We start from the raw sequence: 17,443 nt of genomic DNA, 5'->3' as shown, positions 1-17,443 counted from the left end.
ATCATTCAGCGAAATTGCTTTTTACTGATAACCACGAATATAGCCGTGGTAAGGAACGCATATAACAGGAGATTCAATTTGAAAAAAAACCCTCCATTGCGGAGGGTTTTTTCGGAATATTACAAACATTATTTGATTTCCAGATCCACCATCACCGGAAAGTGGTCTGACGGAAACTTACCGTGGTAAGTATCCGTCAGCACACCCCATTTAAGGGCCTTAAAATCTTTGGTAACAAAAATATGATCAATGATTGCCGTTGCCTGTAGAGACTTTTCGTTGCCAAAACCATTGAACGAAGCATTGGGCTTATACGGTTTCGCTACCAGCTTTTGCGTATCCTTCAGCAAAGCCGACTGTGCTAAAGCTTGATACCATTCCGTTTCTTCAGAGCCGTTCATATCTCCCGTAAAGATTGTCGGAGCGCCTTGGGCAATTTCCTTGATCTTATTTAAGATCAACTTACTGCTTTCCTTACGGGCCTGTACACCTTGATGATCGTAATGCGCATTAAACACAAAAAACTCCCGCTTGCTTTTCTTATCGCGCAGCTGCACCCACGAGCATATGCGCTTATGCGATTTTGCATCCCAACCAAAGCTCGGCTTATCCGGTGTTTCTGACAACCAGAAATCGCCTTTCTTTAATAAAAAGAATCGATCTTTTTTAAAATAGATAGCCGAATGCTCGCCCCCTTCCTGTCCGTCATCTCTGCCTAGACCATACCGTTGGTATTCAGGCAAAGCGGCACTGATATCGTCCAATTGCCTCTTCAGTGCTTCTTGGGTACCAAAGATGTCAAAATCATGAAAGTCGATCAAAGCAGCCACTACAGGCGCTCTGTCCTCCCATAAGTTACCGGTATCACCCGGATTAGCGTAGCGTACATTAAAGGTAGCCACTCTTAATTGTTGCGCCTGTAATGTTGATATACCTATAATAAGGAGACACAATACGCCTATTATCTTTCTTTTCATCTTAACTCTTTTAAGGATCATTTTATTTATTTAAAATTAAAAAAACTTTACCATCCCGGGTTTTGGCTTAAGTTGTTATTTTTAACAATGGCCGTCGATGGAATAGGATACAGGTACTGCCGGCCATCCTCATACCATTTTCTAGGCTGTGCTTTAAACCATTCCAAATGCCTATTTGCCGTTAATGTCTGGTAATTTGTACTTTTCCCGCCAATTGCTACCTTCGCACAACCACTCGGTACCGCGATTGTTGGGCCTTCGGTATTGCCATCATAGAATACCACATCATAGCTACCATTATGGTCAAGATCCATCAGTACATTCAGTGCCGGCACATAAATTCCCGACCATTGCAAATTAGCCATGAGCTCGCCATGCTTCCAACGTTTCAAATCGTTAAAACGAAAACCTTCCAGCGCCAATTCCACTTGTCGCTCGCGACGAACTTCCAAGATAATCGGGTTACTTATGTCCGGAAAAAAGGTTTGCTGTAAATAAGTGTCCACCGTTGTTGGCAAGGTGGTCAAACCACCGGTAATACCCGCGCGTGCGCGCAATGCTCCGATCGATTTTGCCCAGTCTGCATCCGTTAACGTACCTAGCTCAGCCTTCGCCTCCGCAAAATTCAGCAGTATTTCCGCATAGCGCATTAAAGGGATCGCGTTCGTATTGTACGCTCCATTATCATAGTGAGGGTCGTCCAAGATATATTTGATGGGCTGATAACCTGTATAGGTATGGCTGCTAAAATTAGGCGGTGCTGCCACTCCCTTACGAGAATATCCAGGGGTGCGGATCAGCTGCGCTAAACGGTAGTCACGATTCTGGCACTCGTCATAAAATTCCTCCGTTTGAAAATCTGTCCGGCTGGTATAAGGCGTTCCATCAAGATTCAAAATGGTATTAATAAAAGGACGTACTAAGCTATAACGCGGACCGTAGGTTGCTGATGTCCACCACCAGTTGGCGCTGCTCATTACCGCCAGATCCTCGCTCATTGTTACCGCCCACATTACTTCCTGCGTAAGCGGTGCGTCACTGATAAATAATGCCCGCTGCGAACCTTCCACACCGGCACCTGTGTACAAAGAATAAGGGCCATTCTCCATTAATTCCGTAGCGGCATCTACTACATATTGATAAAAAGTATTGGCACTTTCCTGGAAATTCAACTCCGGGTGATATTTCCGATAGGAAGCTTCAAATAGCGCTGCCCTTGTTTTCAGGCCTAAAGCGGTCCATTTCGTTATCAGTGATCCGTCCGAGCTGGTAGATGAAATATTTTGCGAAGCAAAATCCAAATCTTCCATCACATGCTCCATTACCACGGCGCGCGAATCCCTTGTCCCATATAAAATGTCCGTTTCGTCAATACCCAAAGCATGATCTACCCAAGGCACATCTCCAAATCGCATAACCTTATCAAGATAAAAATAGGCACGGAAGAAACGGGCAATTCCTATGTAATTATTGCGTACAGCTTCACTCACATTGGGATCAGTGCAATGTTCGATGAAATAATTGATATTCCTAAGATCACCCCAGCTCCAACCATCACTTGTCTCCGGAGAGTAACCGCCTTCGCGGATAAAGCTGTTGAGGTTATTTACTGCGCCATAATCCGCCATTGCATCCCTATTATAAGCATTGCTTGCATCAGGCAGCATGCCATAGAAAGAGCGGCTATAAGCCGCTAAGCCATTTTCGCTCCCAAAAACATCTTCTTCCGTTGCGGTAGCCTTAGGCGTTTCATTCAATTCGCAAGATGAAAACGCCAATGCTGCCATGGCCAATAGAATCCACTTTCTTTTCATCACTTTAAATGTACAATTGCGTTTCGATTTCTTGTTTTGCGACCCGCTATCGCTATATATTTCTTTCAACATGATTGTTTATCTTAAAAGTTGATTAACAGATTAAAACTTACACTGCGCATCGTTGGATAATTAAAGCCATCTCCGGAATTGGAGTTGCTGACATCTTCATCAGACTTACCAATATTCGCTACATCGATATCCTTGGTGTGCTTGTATAAAGGCGACCAAGTAAAAAGATTCTCACCGGATAAACCTACCCGTACCGCTTGCAGACCGGCTTTTTGTACAAAGGCTTTAGGCAAATTGTATCCTACCTGCAGGTTACGCAAGCGTAGATAAGCAACGCTTTGCAGGTAACGAGTTTGCGCCGTATTTTGTATGGAAGTATTATAACCGGCGTAACGGGGTAAGTAAGCGTCCCGATTATCCTCCGTCCAGTAATTGTTCAGGTGCCACGTTGGCAAGTTATTATAAGGCCGGTTGAACTGCCCCCAGAAAATCGACTCGTTACTTGGATACCAATCCTGTTTACCTACACCCTGAAAGAACGCCGATACATAAAAGTTACTATAATTTAAATTCAGGTTGAAGTTATAGATATAACGCGGTTCAGTATTACCAATAATAGTCTTGTCGCCATGATCGCTCAGTGTATTCGAACCATAATCAATAACGCCATTACCATCTAAATCCGCAAAGCGTACATCTCCCGGATATACCACACCCGAGTTTGAAGATTTAATCAAAGTTTGTTTAGGTGCTGCGTCAATTTCTTCCTGCGATTGGAAGAGACCTTGGGTTACATAGCCCCAAACATCCCCTACACGTTGCCCGGCATAATAGTCGGTAATAGCTCCCGTGGTATTATTATACCTGTCGATCGTCGAACGGTAATCCGCCAAACCGGCTTTTACACTGAAGCGGAACGGTTTGTTGGCTATATTAAATTGGTCATTATAACCGATCGATATCTCATATCCATTCGTGGTTAAGTCGGCGTAGTTACCCTTTGGTGATTCTGCTCCGAAAATATCCGGTAAAGTAGGACCAACCGTATACATATTCAAGGTTTTGCGCGTATAAATATCACCGGTAAAAGTCAGCTTGCTATTTAGTGCTACCAAATCCAAACCAAAGTTAGCTGTACGAGCCGTCTCCCAGGTCAAGTTATCAGGCCGTATGGTTGGCCTTGAGGTTACGGGATTTTTAGCCCCATTCAAAATAATACCCTGTGTTGTAATGTTATACGTATTTAAGAAGGTATAAGGATCGATGTTTCCATTTCCAAGAGAACCGTAGGATGCCCGTAACTTCACATCCGAAATGGCCTTCGGATTAACATTCCAGAAAGACTCCTGCGAAAGGCGCCAGCCAACCGAAGCCGAAGGGAAGAAGGCCCATTGCTCATCGGTCGGAAACTTCGAAGACCCATCGTAACGACCGTTCACTTCAAAGAGGTATTTATCCTTAAAAATATAATTCGCACGGAAAAAGACACCCGCAATCCGATACTTATTATACCCCGCTGTAGCTGTTACGGATTCGCCTAAAGCCAAGTTAATATTTTCGGTATTTTCTGTTAACAAACCATTCTTGGTAATATAATTGGCATCGTAGACCCGCTGCTCATAGTTATAACCTACCAAACCTTTAAAATAATGATCGCCCCAAGTTTTTTCATAATCCGCGTATAGATTCGTAAACAAGTAGCGCCACTTCTCGGTAAGCTGATAAATGTTATCGTTGAAAGAAGTACGTAACAGCAGAGTTTCTCCCTCCTTCACGCTATAAGGTACGGGCACCCTAATCCGCGTAGACGTAAAATCGCGATTACGGAAAGTAAGATCCCCACGGATATGGAAACTGTTATTAAAGAACTTCGTTTCAAAAGAAGTCGTATTCCGTAAATTATCGTTTTTGCTATCCACACCGTTCTTGCCATAGATAAAGTCGCCCACCGTGTAAGCCGCAGAATAGGATAAAGTACCGTCAGGATTGAAGATGGGCGACGTGGGGTGCCCTTCATCGTCAATATTGCGCCATATATTCCCTCCTTCACCGGCCGTTTGCGGATCATGATATTTAGATAAATTAAAATCCATATTATTGCTGATCCGTAGCCAATCAGTTACCTGTAAGCCGCCCTTTGCGCGTAGGTTATAGCTATTGTAATCATCTGTATTATAGCGATAAATACCGTTATAGTCATACAGACGCCCCGATAAATAAAAATCTGATTTTTCCGTTGTACCCGATACAGATAGATTATGGTCCTGCGCCCACGTTCTATCTTTCAACAAGGTGCCAAAGTAATCCGCATTACCATAATATACATATTCACCATTATCATTTACGGTTACCTCTTCGGTAATGCCCTGCTCTTTCCTCCTTTTAAACTCTTCCAGCCAATCGAGCGTAAAGATTTGTGTCTTATTTAACTTACTCGGCACCGACGAGTAGTTGTTCCATGCATTATAAGCTTCAAAAAAGTGCGAAGCGTAGGTGTAGCCATCGGTCACAAAATCCGGTTGCGTCGCTAGTTGTTGCATGGACGTGTTCCCGCTGTAAGTAAAAGAGGTCTTTCCTAAAGCTGCTTTTTTGGTTGTAATCAACACGACACCGAAGGTACCGCGCGAACCGTATACCGCTGCTGAGGAAGCGTCTTTCAGGACCGATACCGACTCAATATCGTTTGGGTTCAAGGTCGAAGGATCACCTTCAACACCATCAATCAATATCAAGGCGCTTCCACCCTGACCAATAGAGGTGGTACCTCGCACATTATAGCTCGGCGAACGAGTCGGTTTCCCGTCCTGTAAATTGATGTTTAAGTTCGGTACGGCACCTGCCAACATTTGCGTTGCATTAGCGGCCACGCGCCCTTCAAATACTTCACTGCCCACCTGATCTACCGCACCGGTCAAGTTTACTTTCTTTTGCGTGCCATATCCTACAACCACTACCTCATTTAACTCGCCGCCTTTCGCTTTCAACTGAAAGTCGGCCGTCGTAGGTTTACCTTCCTCCACCACTACCCCATTTCGCACCTGTGTTTCAAAAGACACATAGGATACCTCCAAGGTATAAGTGCCTGCCGGAACAGAAATCAGGTAGTTCCCTTCTTCGTTAGCCGCCGTGCTCCTGTTCAGTTCACGGATACGTAAACTTGCACCGGGCAAGGCCATTCCTTGGTCGTCCACAATCTTTCCGGAAAGTGGCATCATCTGCCTAGGAGGATTATAGGTTACTACCAGGTTGTTTCCCTGTTGCTCATAACGCGTATGCGTTTGCGCCGAAATCTTATTTAGTGCTTCGGCCATTGTGCCTTCCATTTCGAGCGAAAGCGACTTGTTTTTCGGAATCGCCCCATCGCTGTACACAAATCGGAAATCACTTTCCCGTTCCAACTGTTGCAAGACTTCTTTGAGCGACTTGTTACGTAAATGGAGCTTCACCAGTGTCTTCGATAGCTCTTGAGCCTTCACCGTGTTGGCGCAAACAAGGCTATAACTCCACAGCACCACCGACAAAGCAAAGCAACCAGTGCTGAACGCTTTCAGCATAAAGTTTAGATAGTTAGGTATTCGATTGTTCATCCCTGATTTTGATTTTGCAAATTTTAACTTATTTAATATAGACCTGATTCTTTTCAATTCGATAAGAGAAAGAGCTGCTCTTACTTAGCATATCCAGCACTTTGTTAATGGGTAAATCTTTAAATTCACCGGTGAAACGCCGATTTAACAAAGACCGGTTATTAACATGGATTTTTACACCATACCATTTTTCCATTAAGGACGCTACTTCGGCAAAACGTTGCCCGTTAAAAGCCAAGACCTCCTTACGCCAAAGCCCCCAATAATCCTTATCATTGATGGGCAACACGCTACTTTCCTTGGTTAATTTATTATAGTTGATTTTTTCGCCTGGTTTTAATACAGAGGACGATGAGTCATGGTCAACACGTACCGATCCCGTTATCAGCGCCACAAAAAGATGATCGTCGTCACCAAAAGCCCGCACGTTGAACGACGTTCCTAAAACGTGAGTCCGCAGCTCTTGACTACGTACAACAAATGGCCGTGCTTTATCCGGCGCTACCTCAAAAAAGGCTTCGCCGATTAATTCAATTTCCCGATTCTGTTTATTATAAGTATTGGCATAGCGCAATACACTTCCTGCATTCAGGTAAATTAAGCTTCCGTCTGGTAAGGTGATTTTCTTTTTCTCGCCATAGTTGGTTTTTATTTCCGTCACATGAGGTGCTTCCGGACCTGGTGTTTTTACCTGTTGGGCGTAATAAAGTATTGCCAACCCAAACCCCAAGGCAATACTGGCTGCCGCTGCCCAGAAGGCTGGGAATCTCCTCTTTACTCTTCTTTCAGGGCTTTCGATGCGTGCCATTACCGAGGCTATCCGCTTCTTCCCCGCCGATGTTAGCGGGGCATTTTCAAAGTGCTCCGTGTCCTTCCATAGTTCGCGTATTAATTCCTCTACTCGTTCTTTATATTCGGGATTCCCCAGCAAGCTGAAAAAAAGTTCCCTTTCCTCTTCACTTAGGGTTTGACTTCTATACTTTTTAAATAGGGTTTGTAATAACGTCTCATTCATCTAATAAGATGACAGAACGACCTATTGAAAAGAGCTACGCTCAGAGATTAAGCTTCGTTTAAAGATTTGTTAAGAAAAAGTAAACTAAGTATCTGTAAACTCAGCTTCACTTTTGATATAACAGTCTGGGTGTTTATATTAAAGGAACCTTTTCTTTAGTCACTTTTATTCGTTATTGTTTGTTTTAAAAGGCACTCATGCTACTTCGTGGTTTCCGCAAAAAGTGACGCAAAACCGAGCAAGGCGAGCTCATGAACGCCTAATGAAATAAACAATATGTGAATAAACTCGTCGCTTCCTGCCTACCGCAGGCAGGCAAAATTTACAGGAACGGTAGTGCCTCCCAATACGAAATGTAAATTTTGGAGGCGACATTTAGCGGAACGGAGGGCTTTTACTTTTAACCGAACGTATTATTCTTTAGCCTGGTACTATAGCCCTGTGTGAAGGGAAAACGGCCTCACAGCATGAGCGTTAAGAAGATTTAGGATAACCCTGGGAAAAAATCATGTGAAGAAGCGAAGGGTTGACAAGCGTGGCGGAGCGGCTCCACAGGATTGCGCTTGTGGCCTAAATCTTTAGCGAAAGGATGTGCAGCCTTGATGTTTGCCTCACTTTGCATCAAAGGTAAAGTGAGAAAAAATTAATGAAACATAAAGAACGAAAAAATTTGGATTAAGCCAGAGTGACAACAAATTGATTTAAAAAAAGGTTCCTTTTATACAATCACTGAACGTAACATTAAGATAATATAGCATTATTACTTTTGCCGCTGTAATCTGAAAGAGGTATCTTATGAATCAACCGGTCATGTCTCGACAGCAAGAAAAAGCATTGCTGTTGGAGATCAAGCAAGGTAATGCCTATGCATTGGAAAGCTTGATGATGCGTTACGAAGAACGGGTGTTCCAATTTATTCTTCGTTTGGTAAATTCCAGGGAACTTGCAGAAGAAATTACGCAAGACGTGTTTGTGAAGATCTGGGAAGGTCGAGAGCATTTAGGCAAAATTGACTCGATAGGGGCCTGGATGTACACCTTGGGAAAAAATAAAGCGATCAATTTATTAAAAGAATTAACGGCCAGAGCTGCCCGTGAAGAATATTATGCAAAGGATCGTGATTGGTCGATTGGTGGAGAAATTGAATCAGAAGAAAAGGGGGATATTTTTAGCTTGGTAGATGAAGCCGTAGCACAAATGCCCGAAAAATGTCAACAGATTTTTATCTTAAAACGCGATGAGGGTCTGAGTAATGAAGAAATTGCAGATCGTTATAATCTTTCCATTCATACGGTTAAAAATCAATTGAAAAAATCTTACGCTATATTACGCAAATCTATCGTGGAACAAACCTTACTTCTCATCCTTTATTCTTTTTTATCTAACCGATAAGTTTATATCCCACGTATTATGGATACCCTTCAAATCAGCTTTACAAACGGGATAGGATATATAAAATAAATCCTTCGCGGATATCGAGGCACAAACAGTAAAGCATAACACCAAAATAACAACTGCTTAACAAGAAGTTAAATTTAGCAAACTAGCTTTGAGGCCGAACGTGTCTAACCTTATGTCTGGTTCTATCTTAGACGAACTCTTCGAACACAGCAAAGCCGGTGATTCTGTCGCTTTCACATCATTGTATAGGGATACTTGGCAAAAGCTTTATCAATTGGCATTCCGTAAAACGCAAGATGAGGAAGAAGCAAAGGACATTGTACAAGATATTTACATCCAATTATGGCAAAAGAAGGAAAACATTCATATTCAAGGTTCGGTAGAAGCTTATCTATATAGCATGACCAAATATGAGTTGGTCAGACGTATGCAGCGCTCGCTAAAGGACGAAGCGCATCGATTCGATTACCGTCAACTTATCGATACCTTAACCCATGCCGATGACCAGCAATTATTTGCAGAAGAATTGGAGGCACAACTGAAAAAAGAAGTGGATGCACTCCCTACCAAGCAACAGCATATCTACCGCTTACATCAAGAAGACAATCTGAGCACTGAAGAGATTGCACAAGAACTCGGATTGGCCGAGCAAACTGTCAAAAATCAATTAGGACACGCGAAGCGTAAAATACGACTGGCTATTAAAGATCACATGCTCTCCGTTATATTCTTTTTTTAGCCCACAACATAAAACACATAATTTATTAACAATTTGATAACCTAATCCCATTGGTACCCATGTCGGCATTTTTACTCCTATAGAATAAACGCACCAACATGGATCAAGATAAGATACGTAATTTATTAGAGAAGTATCTCAGGGGCACTTGTAGCCAAGAAGAAAGAGAACTGATCGATCGCTGGTTCGAAGCTGATCAGCGATTCGAACAGCCCTTAGCTACCGGAAAGGTTCAGGAATTAGAAGAAGCGATACTATCACGTATTCAAGAACATTTACCCCTAAAGCATCGAAACCGGAATGATACTCACAGGCTATGGTTCACAAGTAGTATCGCAGCTTCTATCGCATTGCTGATCGGTGTATTTATTCTTTTTAGTAAAAGGAGCCAAAGCGGCAGCGAAGGTAAACAGCCTGTACCTAAACTTTTTACCTTTCACACTGAACCAGGGCAGCGGGCTAAATTGCGACTACCGGACAGTAGCACAATCTGGTTAAACGGCAATACCGCGATACGGTATGATCAACACTTTGCCGGTCCCAATCGCGCTATTTATCTTGACCAGGGAGAAGCTTTTTTTGAAGTATATCCCAATCAGCATAAACCCTTTATCGTATACACAACTAAGCTGCAAACGCGCGTACTTGGTACTTCCTTTAATTTACAAGTACAGAATCATCGCAATCAATACAGCTTAAGTATCAATACCGGCAAGGTGAGCGTTAGCCATAACCAAGGTAAAATACAGCATACTGTGCTTACCGCCGGGCAGCAGTTCACCTACGATTATATCAATGGCAGGCACCAAATCAAGGCCATCCAACCCGGAAGCGAGCACGCTTGGATTTATAATGAGCTGGTATTTCAAAGCGCCTCTTGGAAAGAAGTTGTTGCTCAGCTACAAACATGGTATGGCGTAAGCATTCATTTAAACCTACGCAGGGGGCAACATGAAACCTTCACTGCCCGATTTGAAGATCCAACGCTGGAGGCCGTGCTAAAAGCCTTACAAAAAATCAATCCATTTCAATATACCATCAAGAAAAAGGAGGTTCATATACACAACTAAAACCCGTTAAACAATAAACCGAAACTGTTGACAGCAGTTCCGGTTCCATCTGTTTTCAATCGTTCTTCCACAAACAAATCAAAAACAAATAAAGATATGCCAAAAAAACGAATACTGGTCACTTATTTCATTGCATTTATGAAGTTATCATGCATCACCCTCCTCACCTTGCTATCCATGGCCGGCACCCTGTTAGCACATAAAAGCGAGGCACAGCAAACCAGCAGCACAGTCATTCAATTTAAGTCGAAGAACATCGCCTTAGAAGAGGTGCTGCAAACCATTCAGGCGCAATCAGACTTCAACCTGATCTATAGCCCAAGCCAGATTAATGGGCAGATCGTAGTAGAACTACCTCAAAAGCGTACTACATTAGACGTGCTTCTGCAGTATTTGGCCGAAACTGCCGCCTTAGTTCCCGAAGTAAACAAAGGAAATATTTACATCAACCGCAAACAACAACCCGGAAGGCTCGCCGGCTTTATCAAAGACACGGAAGGCAATCCACTTATCGGTGCGAGCGTCAGTTTATTAGGAACCAATAACGGCACTATGACCAAAGAAGATGGCAGCTTTGCCCTTCAGGCCTACCCCGGTACCTATACACTCCGTGTGAGCTATATTGGTTATGAAACATACGAGCAAAAAGGTGTCAACGTTCTGGAGAATAAAGAAACATCGCTACAGGTGAGCTTACGCGGAACGGGGCAACTGCAAGAAGTGGTTGTGAGCTACGGTACCCAACGTAGACGCGAAATCACGGGTGCACTGGAAGAAATCAGTGCCGAAAATTTACAGGATATGCCTGTCAACCAATTTGCACAACAACTACAGGGTAAACTGGCCGGTGTCCAAATTTATCAAACATCAGGACAACCTGGCAGGGGGATGTCCTGGCGTATTCGTAACGCAGCGTCCCTCTCCTCCGGCAATTCCCCCCTTTTTGTTATCGACGGTATGCCAATCACTGGCAGCATCAATAACATCAATCCCGCAGAAATCGAATCTTTCACCGTATTGAAAGACGCATCAGCTACCGCTTTGTATGGGTCAAGGGCCTCAAACGGTGTGATCCTTATCACCACCAAACATGCGAAACCCGGCGATCAAACCAAAGTGGAACTAAACAGTAACTATGGTATCCAAACCATTCCAAGTCGCGGTGTACCCGTCATGATGAATGCCCGCCAGTATGCGACGTTCATGAACGAACGCTATCAGGACATGATTCGCTATGAAGGCTATAAAGGCACCATCCCGGAGGTTTATCAAAATCCCGAGCAATATGGTGAAGGTACCGATTGGTTTGATTTGTTAACCCGTACCTCCCCCATTCAGCAATACGATATAAGTTTCACCAGCGCAGGTAAACACTCCGCATCGTCGGTTGTGGCAGGCTACCAGAATCAACAAGGAGTTGTTATCAATAGCGGTACCCAACTTTACTCCCTTCGTATCAATCAAGATTATAATCTCTTTGACGACAAGCTAAAGGTTGGTTTTAACCTCGCTCCGAGCTATCGTTTAGATCACAACAACCGCTTAGACGACGGTATTCAAGGCATTGTCCAAAAAACTTCCGAGGCGAGCCCCTTAATCAATCCCTATGATGAAAACGGTAACCTCGTTAAATACGCCAGCTCTCCCGGTATGGTTAACTACATCAATCCACTGGCTCGCTATCTAATGGTGAAAGACGACTATAAAACCACCCGTATTTTAGGTAATGCTCATCTTAACTATCAAATATGGGACGGCCTCAGCCTGAAAGGTTTGTTCGGTATCGATAAAGGTGATGAATCACGGCAATTCTTTTCGCCTGCCCTTATTAACGGTGATGACATCTCTACAGGCACCAGTAGTTCCGTAACAAACTATAGCTATACGGCAGAAGCCAATCTAAATTATACTAAACATTGGAAGGCACATTCCATCGACGTCTTGGCAGGTTATTCCTATCAATCTTTCGATCAGGAAAGCAATACCGTTACCGGACGCAACTACGCCAGCGATGAAGTCCCTTATCTTAACGTAGCTGCCAACATCACCGGCGGCTCCAGTAATGCCACGGCTTATGGTTTGATTTCCTATCTGGGTCGAATCAATTATAGCTTCAAAAATCGTTATCTCATCAGCGCCTCCATGCGCCGTGATGGTTCCAGTCGCTTCGGCCGTGATCAAAAATACGGTTCCTTTCCTTCCTTTTCGTTGGGTTGGATCTTGAGCGATGAATCCTTTATGCAGCGCTGGAGTCAAACATTAAGCCTGCTCAAAATCCGCAGCAGCTACGGTATCACCGGAAATAACAATATAGGTAACTATACCCATATTGCGCAGTTAGGCACTGCCAACTATGTAGCTAACGGAAGTTTAGCGCCCGGCACTACTATTACCACCTTAGGCAATACCAACTTGGCATGGGAACGCAGTAAGCAATTCGATATCGGTTTAGATGCCTCCTTTTTTGGCGATAAACTTTTCTTTACCTATGATTACTACCACAAGCTGTCGGACGGCTTGATACAAGCGCGCCCTATTCCACAAGCATCCGGTTTTAGCAGCATCACTTCCAATGTAGGCGAAATCAAATTCTGGGGACACGAATTCAGCTTGGGAGGTCAGTTCGACTTTGGCGAACTCAGCTGGAATACGGCGTTCAATCTATCCTTAAACAGAAACCGCATTGAATCACTGGTGAGCCCTGGCTATTTCCGCAGGAACAACACCACCAGTGCTGATTACTACCGCAATCAGGAAGGGTATCCACTGGGCATGTTCTTCGGATACATCTTCGAAGGCCTTTATAAAGATGCAGAAGATTTAGCCAACTCAGCCAAAGAAACGAATTCGGACGTCGGTACCATTAAAATGCGCGATATGAACGGCGATGGTATTATCAACGAGAACGACCGTACTTTTATTGGTGACCCGAACCCTGACTTCCTCTTCGGGTTTACCAACAACTTCACCTACAGACGATTCGATTTAGGTATTTCCATGGCGGGAGCTATTGGCGGTGACATTATTCTACCGGCCAAATGGGCCTATTTAACCAATATGGACGGCGCGCGTAACCTCTTAGCCGAGGCGGCCGACCGCTGGCGTTCACCTGAGGAGACCGGCTCCGGCCAATTTCCGCGTACTAAAACCGGTTCAACCGGTATCGGACGGCAAGTCAATTCGCAATGGGTAGAAGATGGCTCCTATCTGGCAATGAAGAACATCACACTGGGCTACCGACATCCCGTTAAACGTCTCGGCCCCATTAAGCAAATCCGTTTCTACACCTCTATCCAAAATGTCTTTATACTGACGAGTTATTCCGGCATGAATCCCGAAATCAGCTTAGACGGGCTAGACGGCGCCAGCATCGGGATCGACGAAAATGCCTATCCGGTACCACGCACCATCTCATTTGGTTTAAATGTCCTTTTCCAATAACGTGCATATAAAAAATAGACAAAACATGAAAAAATATATTTCCATCTTATCGGTTCTGCTTGTTTTCCTCGTACAGGGATGCAAAAATGTCTTGGAGCTGTCGCCCGAAGATCAGGTTTCCGAAACCAATTTCTTTAAAACCGAGGCCGACTTTACACAGGCTATCAATGCTGCCTACAATCCCTTACGTACGGTAGGCCCGGATTATTATACGGCCGAGATGCGTTCTGATAACACCCATTACGAACATAACCCTGCTATCCAAGGTACCGCTGTTGAAATGAAAGCCGATATTGCCGATTTCACCAACGATGCCAGTAATAACTATTCCAATCAGATCTATTACGACAGTTACAAAGGCATCTCTCGCGCCAACGTCGTGTTAGCGAGAATTGATCAGGCCAGTTTCAACGACGAAGCAAAAAATAACTTTAAAGGGCAAGCCCTATTTCTTCGTGCCTTCTATTATTTCAAGCTTGTCCGCTATTTCGGAGGTGTCCCACTGTACTTAAAAGAAGTAAATAATGAAGCGGACGCCTTCCTTCCCCGTGCATCGATAGAAGAAGTGTATACCCAGATTATCAATGATGCCTCGGAGGCTATTGCACTGTTACCGGTGCCAAGTAAGTTTCCACAATCGGGATATGCTAGCAAAGGCTCGGCTACGATGCTACTGGCGGATATTTATGCCACCCGAAAAGAATACGCACAAGCAGAAAACTTGCTCTTGAGCCTAGAAGCGATGGGGTATAGTCTACTGCCAAACTACGCGGATGTCTTCTCCACAGCCAATAAAAACAGTCGCGAATCCATCTTCGAAGTACAGTTCATGCAAGGGCTGGAAACCGGCATGCAAAGCAACTTCATTTATATCTTCTTACCTAAATGTTATAATACCGCTATTATTACCTACGGCGTAGCCACCCAAAATACCGCCACAGATGGCGGCGGCGGTTGGAACACCCCGACCCAAGATATCATTCGGGCGTATGAAACGGGTGACACACGCTTAGAAGCTTCCATTGGCGTTGCTGAAGGTACGTACGATGGCAGTTATTACTTTACCCTAACCGCTCAAAAAAGTATTGTAAACTATCAGGCTCCAGCAGGAAAGGTAGGGGTTCCTTTCATCAAAAAGTACCTCAATCCACATACCGATAAGAACAATACCAATGATAACTGGCCGGTATATCGTTTTGCCGATGCTTTATTGCTATTAGCAGAAGTACAGAACGAGCAAGGCAAAATCCAAGAAGCCATGGTACATGTCAATCGTGTACGGAGCCGGGCAATCCCGCAAGCAGCACCTTTAACAGCCACTTCGCAGGAAGATGCCCGTAAGCTCATTCTACATGAGCGACGCGTGGAACTCGCCTTTGAAAACCATCGTTGGTTTGATCTACTCCGTTCAGGCAAGGCGATCGAAACCATGAATGCCTATGGGGCCGAACTTAAGAAAACACATAGCTATTTAGTACCATCCTCCTATCAGGTAGATGAGAACAAGCTTTTGTATCCGCTTCCCTTTGCAGAAGTAGGTGTCAATCCCGAATTAATCCAGAACCCCGGCTATTAACGAAAAAGTATGTATAGTAAATTTTTAAGACTCAGCTTCTTGATCGCCCTGTTACTGCCTTTCAGTACACAGGCACAAAAAGGCAATACCCCGCCGAAAGCCAAAAATACGTTCTCTATTGCCGTGATACCGGATACGCAGTATAACACCGAGGAGAGCCAAGGTGGCACCAACAAGCTCTTCGAGACACAGATCGAATGGATACTGGCCAATCGGGAAGCAGAAAATATCGTTTACGTAGCGCATTTAGGCGATATTACCGACAAGGGCGACAGTAAGCCTGAGCAATGGGCTAATGCTGCAAAGGCGATGTACCCATTGGAAAAACCCCTACCGGGACTTCCGAATGGGTTACCCTATGGGTTAGCTGTAGGGAATCACGATCAATACCCCAGTCAATTTGCTGTAAGCGGTACCACGAAATATTATAACCAATATTTTGGTATTGACCACTTTAAAGGTCGCAACTATTATGGCGGTTATTTTGGCAAAGACAACGATAGTCATTACGACCTTATTTCAGCAGGTGGGATAGATCTCATCATTATTTACCTCGAATTTGATGCTTTCGACGAGCAGCAAGAGGCCATGAACGATTGGGCGGTAAATTTATTGAAGCAGTATAAAGACCGAAAAGCCATTATCGTCAGCCACTACATTCTTGGCTATAATCCCGTAGCGGGTAGCAATGTGGCGGGGCAGGCGTCCTTTGGCAAGCAAGGGCAACGTCTGTACGATCGCGTAAAAACCCAGTCCAATGTATTCCTGATGCTTTGCGGTCACGTAGGCGACAATGGCGAGGGCTATCGCCAAGATACTTTTGCCGGCCATACCATCAAAACCATGTTATCCGACTATCAAAGTCGACCCATGGGCGGCAATGGACTCATGCGTTTATTGACCTTTGATCTTGAAAAAGATCAATTACGAGTCCGTACGCTATCCCCCTATCATCAGCTAGAAGAAAAAGACGAAGACAGTTTCTTTACCTTACCGCTTTTCCGCGAAGCTTCGGCCAGCAGGATCTATGACTTTGACTTAGACGGCAAGGCCGATCTATATCGTTTCAAAGACGGAAATTGGTACGATGCTAAAAGTATCAAAAGCTCATTAGGTCGCAAAGGTGATATTCCTGTTCCGGCACCTTATACGGGTTATGGCAAGACCAACCCAGCGGTCTATAATGCTGCCGGCGCATCATTTTATGTGGCCGATTGGCGAGCTGTTCCACTAGGAAAACCGGGAGACATTCCCGTTCCTGCAGATTATGATGGCGATGGCATTACTGATCTAGCCGTTTGGAATCCGGAAACAGCCGAATGGTCAGCGGCAGGAAAAGACCCCGTTAAGCATGGATGGAAAGCCTCTGTGCCCGTACCGGCCGATTATGATGGAGATGGCGCGGCGGAAATGGCCATTTGGCGTCCCAGCAACAAAACCTGGTATATTGCCACGGTTGGGAATGTACCTTTTGGCGAAACGGGCGACATACCCCTACCGGCAGATTACAATGGCGACGGGAAAGCAGATATAGCAGTATGGCGACCGAGCACCGGCGAATGGCTCGTATACGGTGCTGAGAAAGCCATTAAGCTGGGTAAGATGGGTGATCTACCCATTCCCGGTGATTACGACGGAAGTGGTAAAGTGCAACCGGCCATATTTGATCCGGCAGCAAAAGTCGTTCGTTTTGCTAACGGGCAAAGTATTCCGTTTGATGCAGGTATCGAAGAAGTTGTCAATATACCTTATGCTATTAAGCGATATTATTTGGATCTGATGAAAAAATAGATTCATATGCTGAGGAAACG

10 protein-coding genes are annotated in these 17,443 nt (G+C 44.4%); 6 read left to right on the top strand and 4 right to left on the bottom strand.

Features of this window, described 5'->3' with window-relative positions; translation table 11 throughout:
- Positions 1-128 precede the first annotated feature (128 nt).
- The 4 genes from E0E36_RS05715 to E0E36_RS05700 are packed head-to-tail and all read right to left on the bottom strand — an operon-like array spanning position 129 to position 7,405.
- Complete coding sequence (locus E0E36_RS05715) at positions 129-977, bottom strand: endonuclease/exonuclease/phosphatase family protein (RefSeq protein ID WP_130855090.1); 849 nt, start codon at positions 975-977, stop codon at positions 129-131.
- A 47-nt stretch (positions 978-1,024) separates the two neighbouring features.
- Positions 1,025-2,863, bottom strand: a complete 1,839-nt coding sequence (locus tag E0E36_RS05710) for a RagB/SusD family nutrient uptake outer membrane protein (protein ID WP_207303723.1) — start codon at positions 2,861-2,863, stop codon at positions 1,025-1,027.
- Between the two features lie 11 nt (positions 2,864-2,874).
- Positions 2,875-6,390, bottom strand: a complete 3,516-nt coding sequence (locus E0E36_RS05705; RefSeq protein WP_130855089.1) for a SusC/RagA family TonB-linked outer membrane protein — start codon at positions 6,388-6,390, stop codon at positions 2,875-2,877.
- 28 nt (positions 6,391-6,418) lie between these two features.
- Positions 6,419-7,405: a FecR family protein gene (locus tag E0E36_RS05700; protein WP_130855088.1), complete on the bottom strand. Its 987-nt coding sequence runs from the start codon at positions 7,403-7,405 to the stop codon at positions 6,419-6,421.
- A gap of 795 nt (positions 7,406-8,200) precedes the next feature.
- On the opposite strand from E0E36_RS05700, the gene E0E36_RS05695 reads away from it, so the two are divergent.
- The 6 genes from E0E36_RS05695 to E0E36_RS05670 all read left to right on the top strand — a co-directional run bounded on the left by E0E36_RS05695 (position 8,201) and on the right by E0E36_RS05670 (position 17,423).
- Positions 8,201-8,797: an RNA polymerase sigma-70 factor gene (locus E0E36_RS05695; protein ID WP_130855087.1), complete on the top strand. Its 597-nt coding sequence runs from the start codon at positions 8,201-8,203 to the stop codon at positions 8,795-8,797.
- A gap of 181 nt (positions 8,798-8,978) precedes the next feature.
- The gene (locus E0E36_RS05690) at positions 8,979-9,545 is read left to right on the top strand and encodes an RNA polymerase sigma factor (protein WP_013664110.1); all 567 of its coding nucleotides are present in this window, start codon (positions 8,979-8,981) and stop codon (positions 9,543-9,545) included.
- 98 nt (positions 9,546-9,643) lie between these two features.
- Entirely contained in the window at positions 9,644-10,615 is a 972-nt protein-coding gene (locus E0E36_RS05685) for a FecR family protein (protein ID WP_130855086.1), read from the top strand.
- Between the two features lie 96 nt (positions 10,616-10,711).
- On the top strand, positions 10,712-14,056 hold the full coding sequence (locus E0E36_RS05680; RefSeq protein ID WP_130855085.1) for a SusC/RagA family TonB-linked outer membrane protein: 3,345 nt from the start codon (positions 10,712-10,714) through the stop codon (positions 14,054-14,056).
- A 25-nt stretch (positions 14,057-14,081) separates the two neighbouring features.
- Positions 14,082-15,632: a RagB/SusD family nutrient uptake outer membrane protein gene (locus E0E36_RS05675; RefSeq protein ID WP_130855084.1), complete on the top strand. Its 1,551-nt coding sequence runs from the start codon at positions 14,082-14,084 to the stop codon at positions 15,630-15,632.
- Between the two features lie 9 nt (positions 15,633-15,641).
- On the top strand, positions 15,642-17,423 hold the full coding sequence (locus E0E36_RS05670) for a metallophosphoesterase (protein WP_130855083.1): 1,782 nt from the start codon (positions 15,642-15,644) through the stop codon (positions 17,421-17,423).
- Positions 17,424-17,443: the final 20 nt, after the last annotated feature.

Source organism: Olivibacter jilunii (assembly GCF_900607235.1).
Classification (GTDB): Bacteria; Bacteroidota; Bacteroidia; order Sphingobacteriales; family Sphingobacteriaceae; genus Olivibacter; species Olivibacter oleidegradans.
This window is presented reverse-complemented; position numbering and strand designations above follow the sequence as displayed.

Coding starts and splice junctions, on each gene's coding strand:
- E0E36_RS05715 (WP_130855090.1), bottom strand. CDS start 977: ATGAAAAGAAAGATAATAGGCGTATTGTGTCTCCTTATTATAGGTATA.
- E0E36_RS05710 (WP_207303723.1), bottom strand. CDS start 2,863: ATGTTGAAAGAAATATATAGCGATAGCGGGTCGCAAAACAAGAAATCG.
- E0E36_RS05705 (WP_130855089.1), bottom strand. CDS start 6,390: ATGAACAATCGAATACCTAACTATCTAAACTTTATGCTGAAAGCGTTC.
- E0E36_RS05700 (WP_130855088.1), bottom strand. CDS start 7,405: ATGAATGAGACGTTATTACAAACCCTATTTAAAAAGTATAGAAGTCAA.
- E0E36_RS05695 (WP_130855087.1), top strand. CDS start 8,201: ATGAATCAACCGGTCATGTCTCGACAGCAAGAAAAAGCATTGCTGTTG.
- E0E36_RS05690 (WP_013664110.1), top strand. CDS start 8,979: ATGTCTGGTTCTATCTTAGACGAACTCTTCGAACACAGCAAAGCCGGT.
- E0E36_RS05685 (WP_130855086.1), top strand. CDS start 9,644: ATGGATCAAGATAAGATACGTAATTTATTAGAGAAGTATCTCAGGGGC.
- E0E36_RS05680 (WP_130855085.1), top strand. CDS start 10,712: ATGCCAAAAAAACGAATACTGGTCACTTATTTCATTGCATTTATGAAG.
- E0E36_RS05675 (WP_130855084.1), top strand. CDS start 14,082: ATGAAAAAATATATTTCCATCTTATCGGTTCTGCTTGTTTTCCTCGTA.
- E0E36_RS05670 (WP_130855083.1), top strand. CDS start 15,642: ATGTATAGTAAATTTTTAAGACTCAGCTTCTTGATCGCCCTGTTACTG.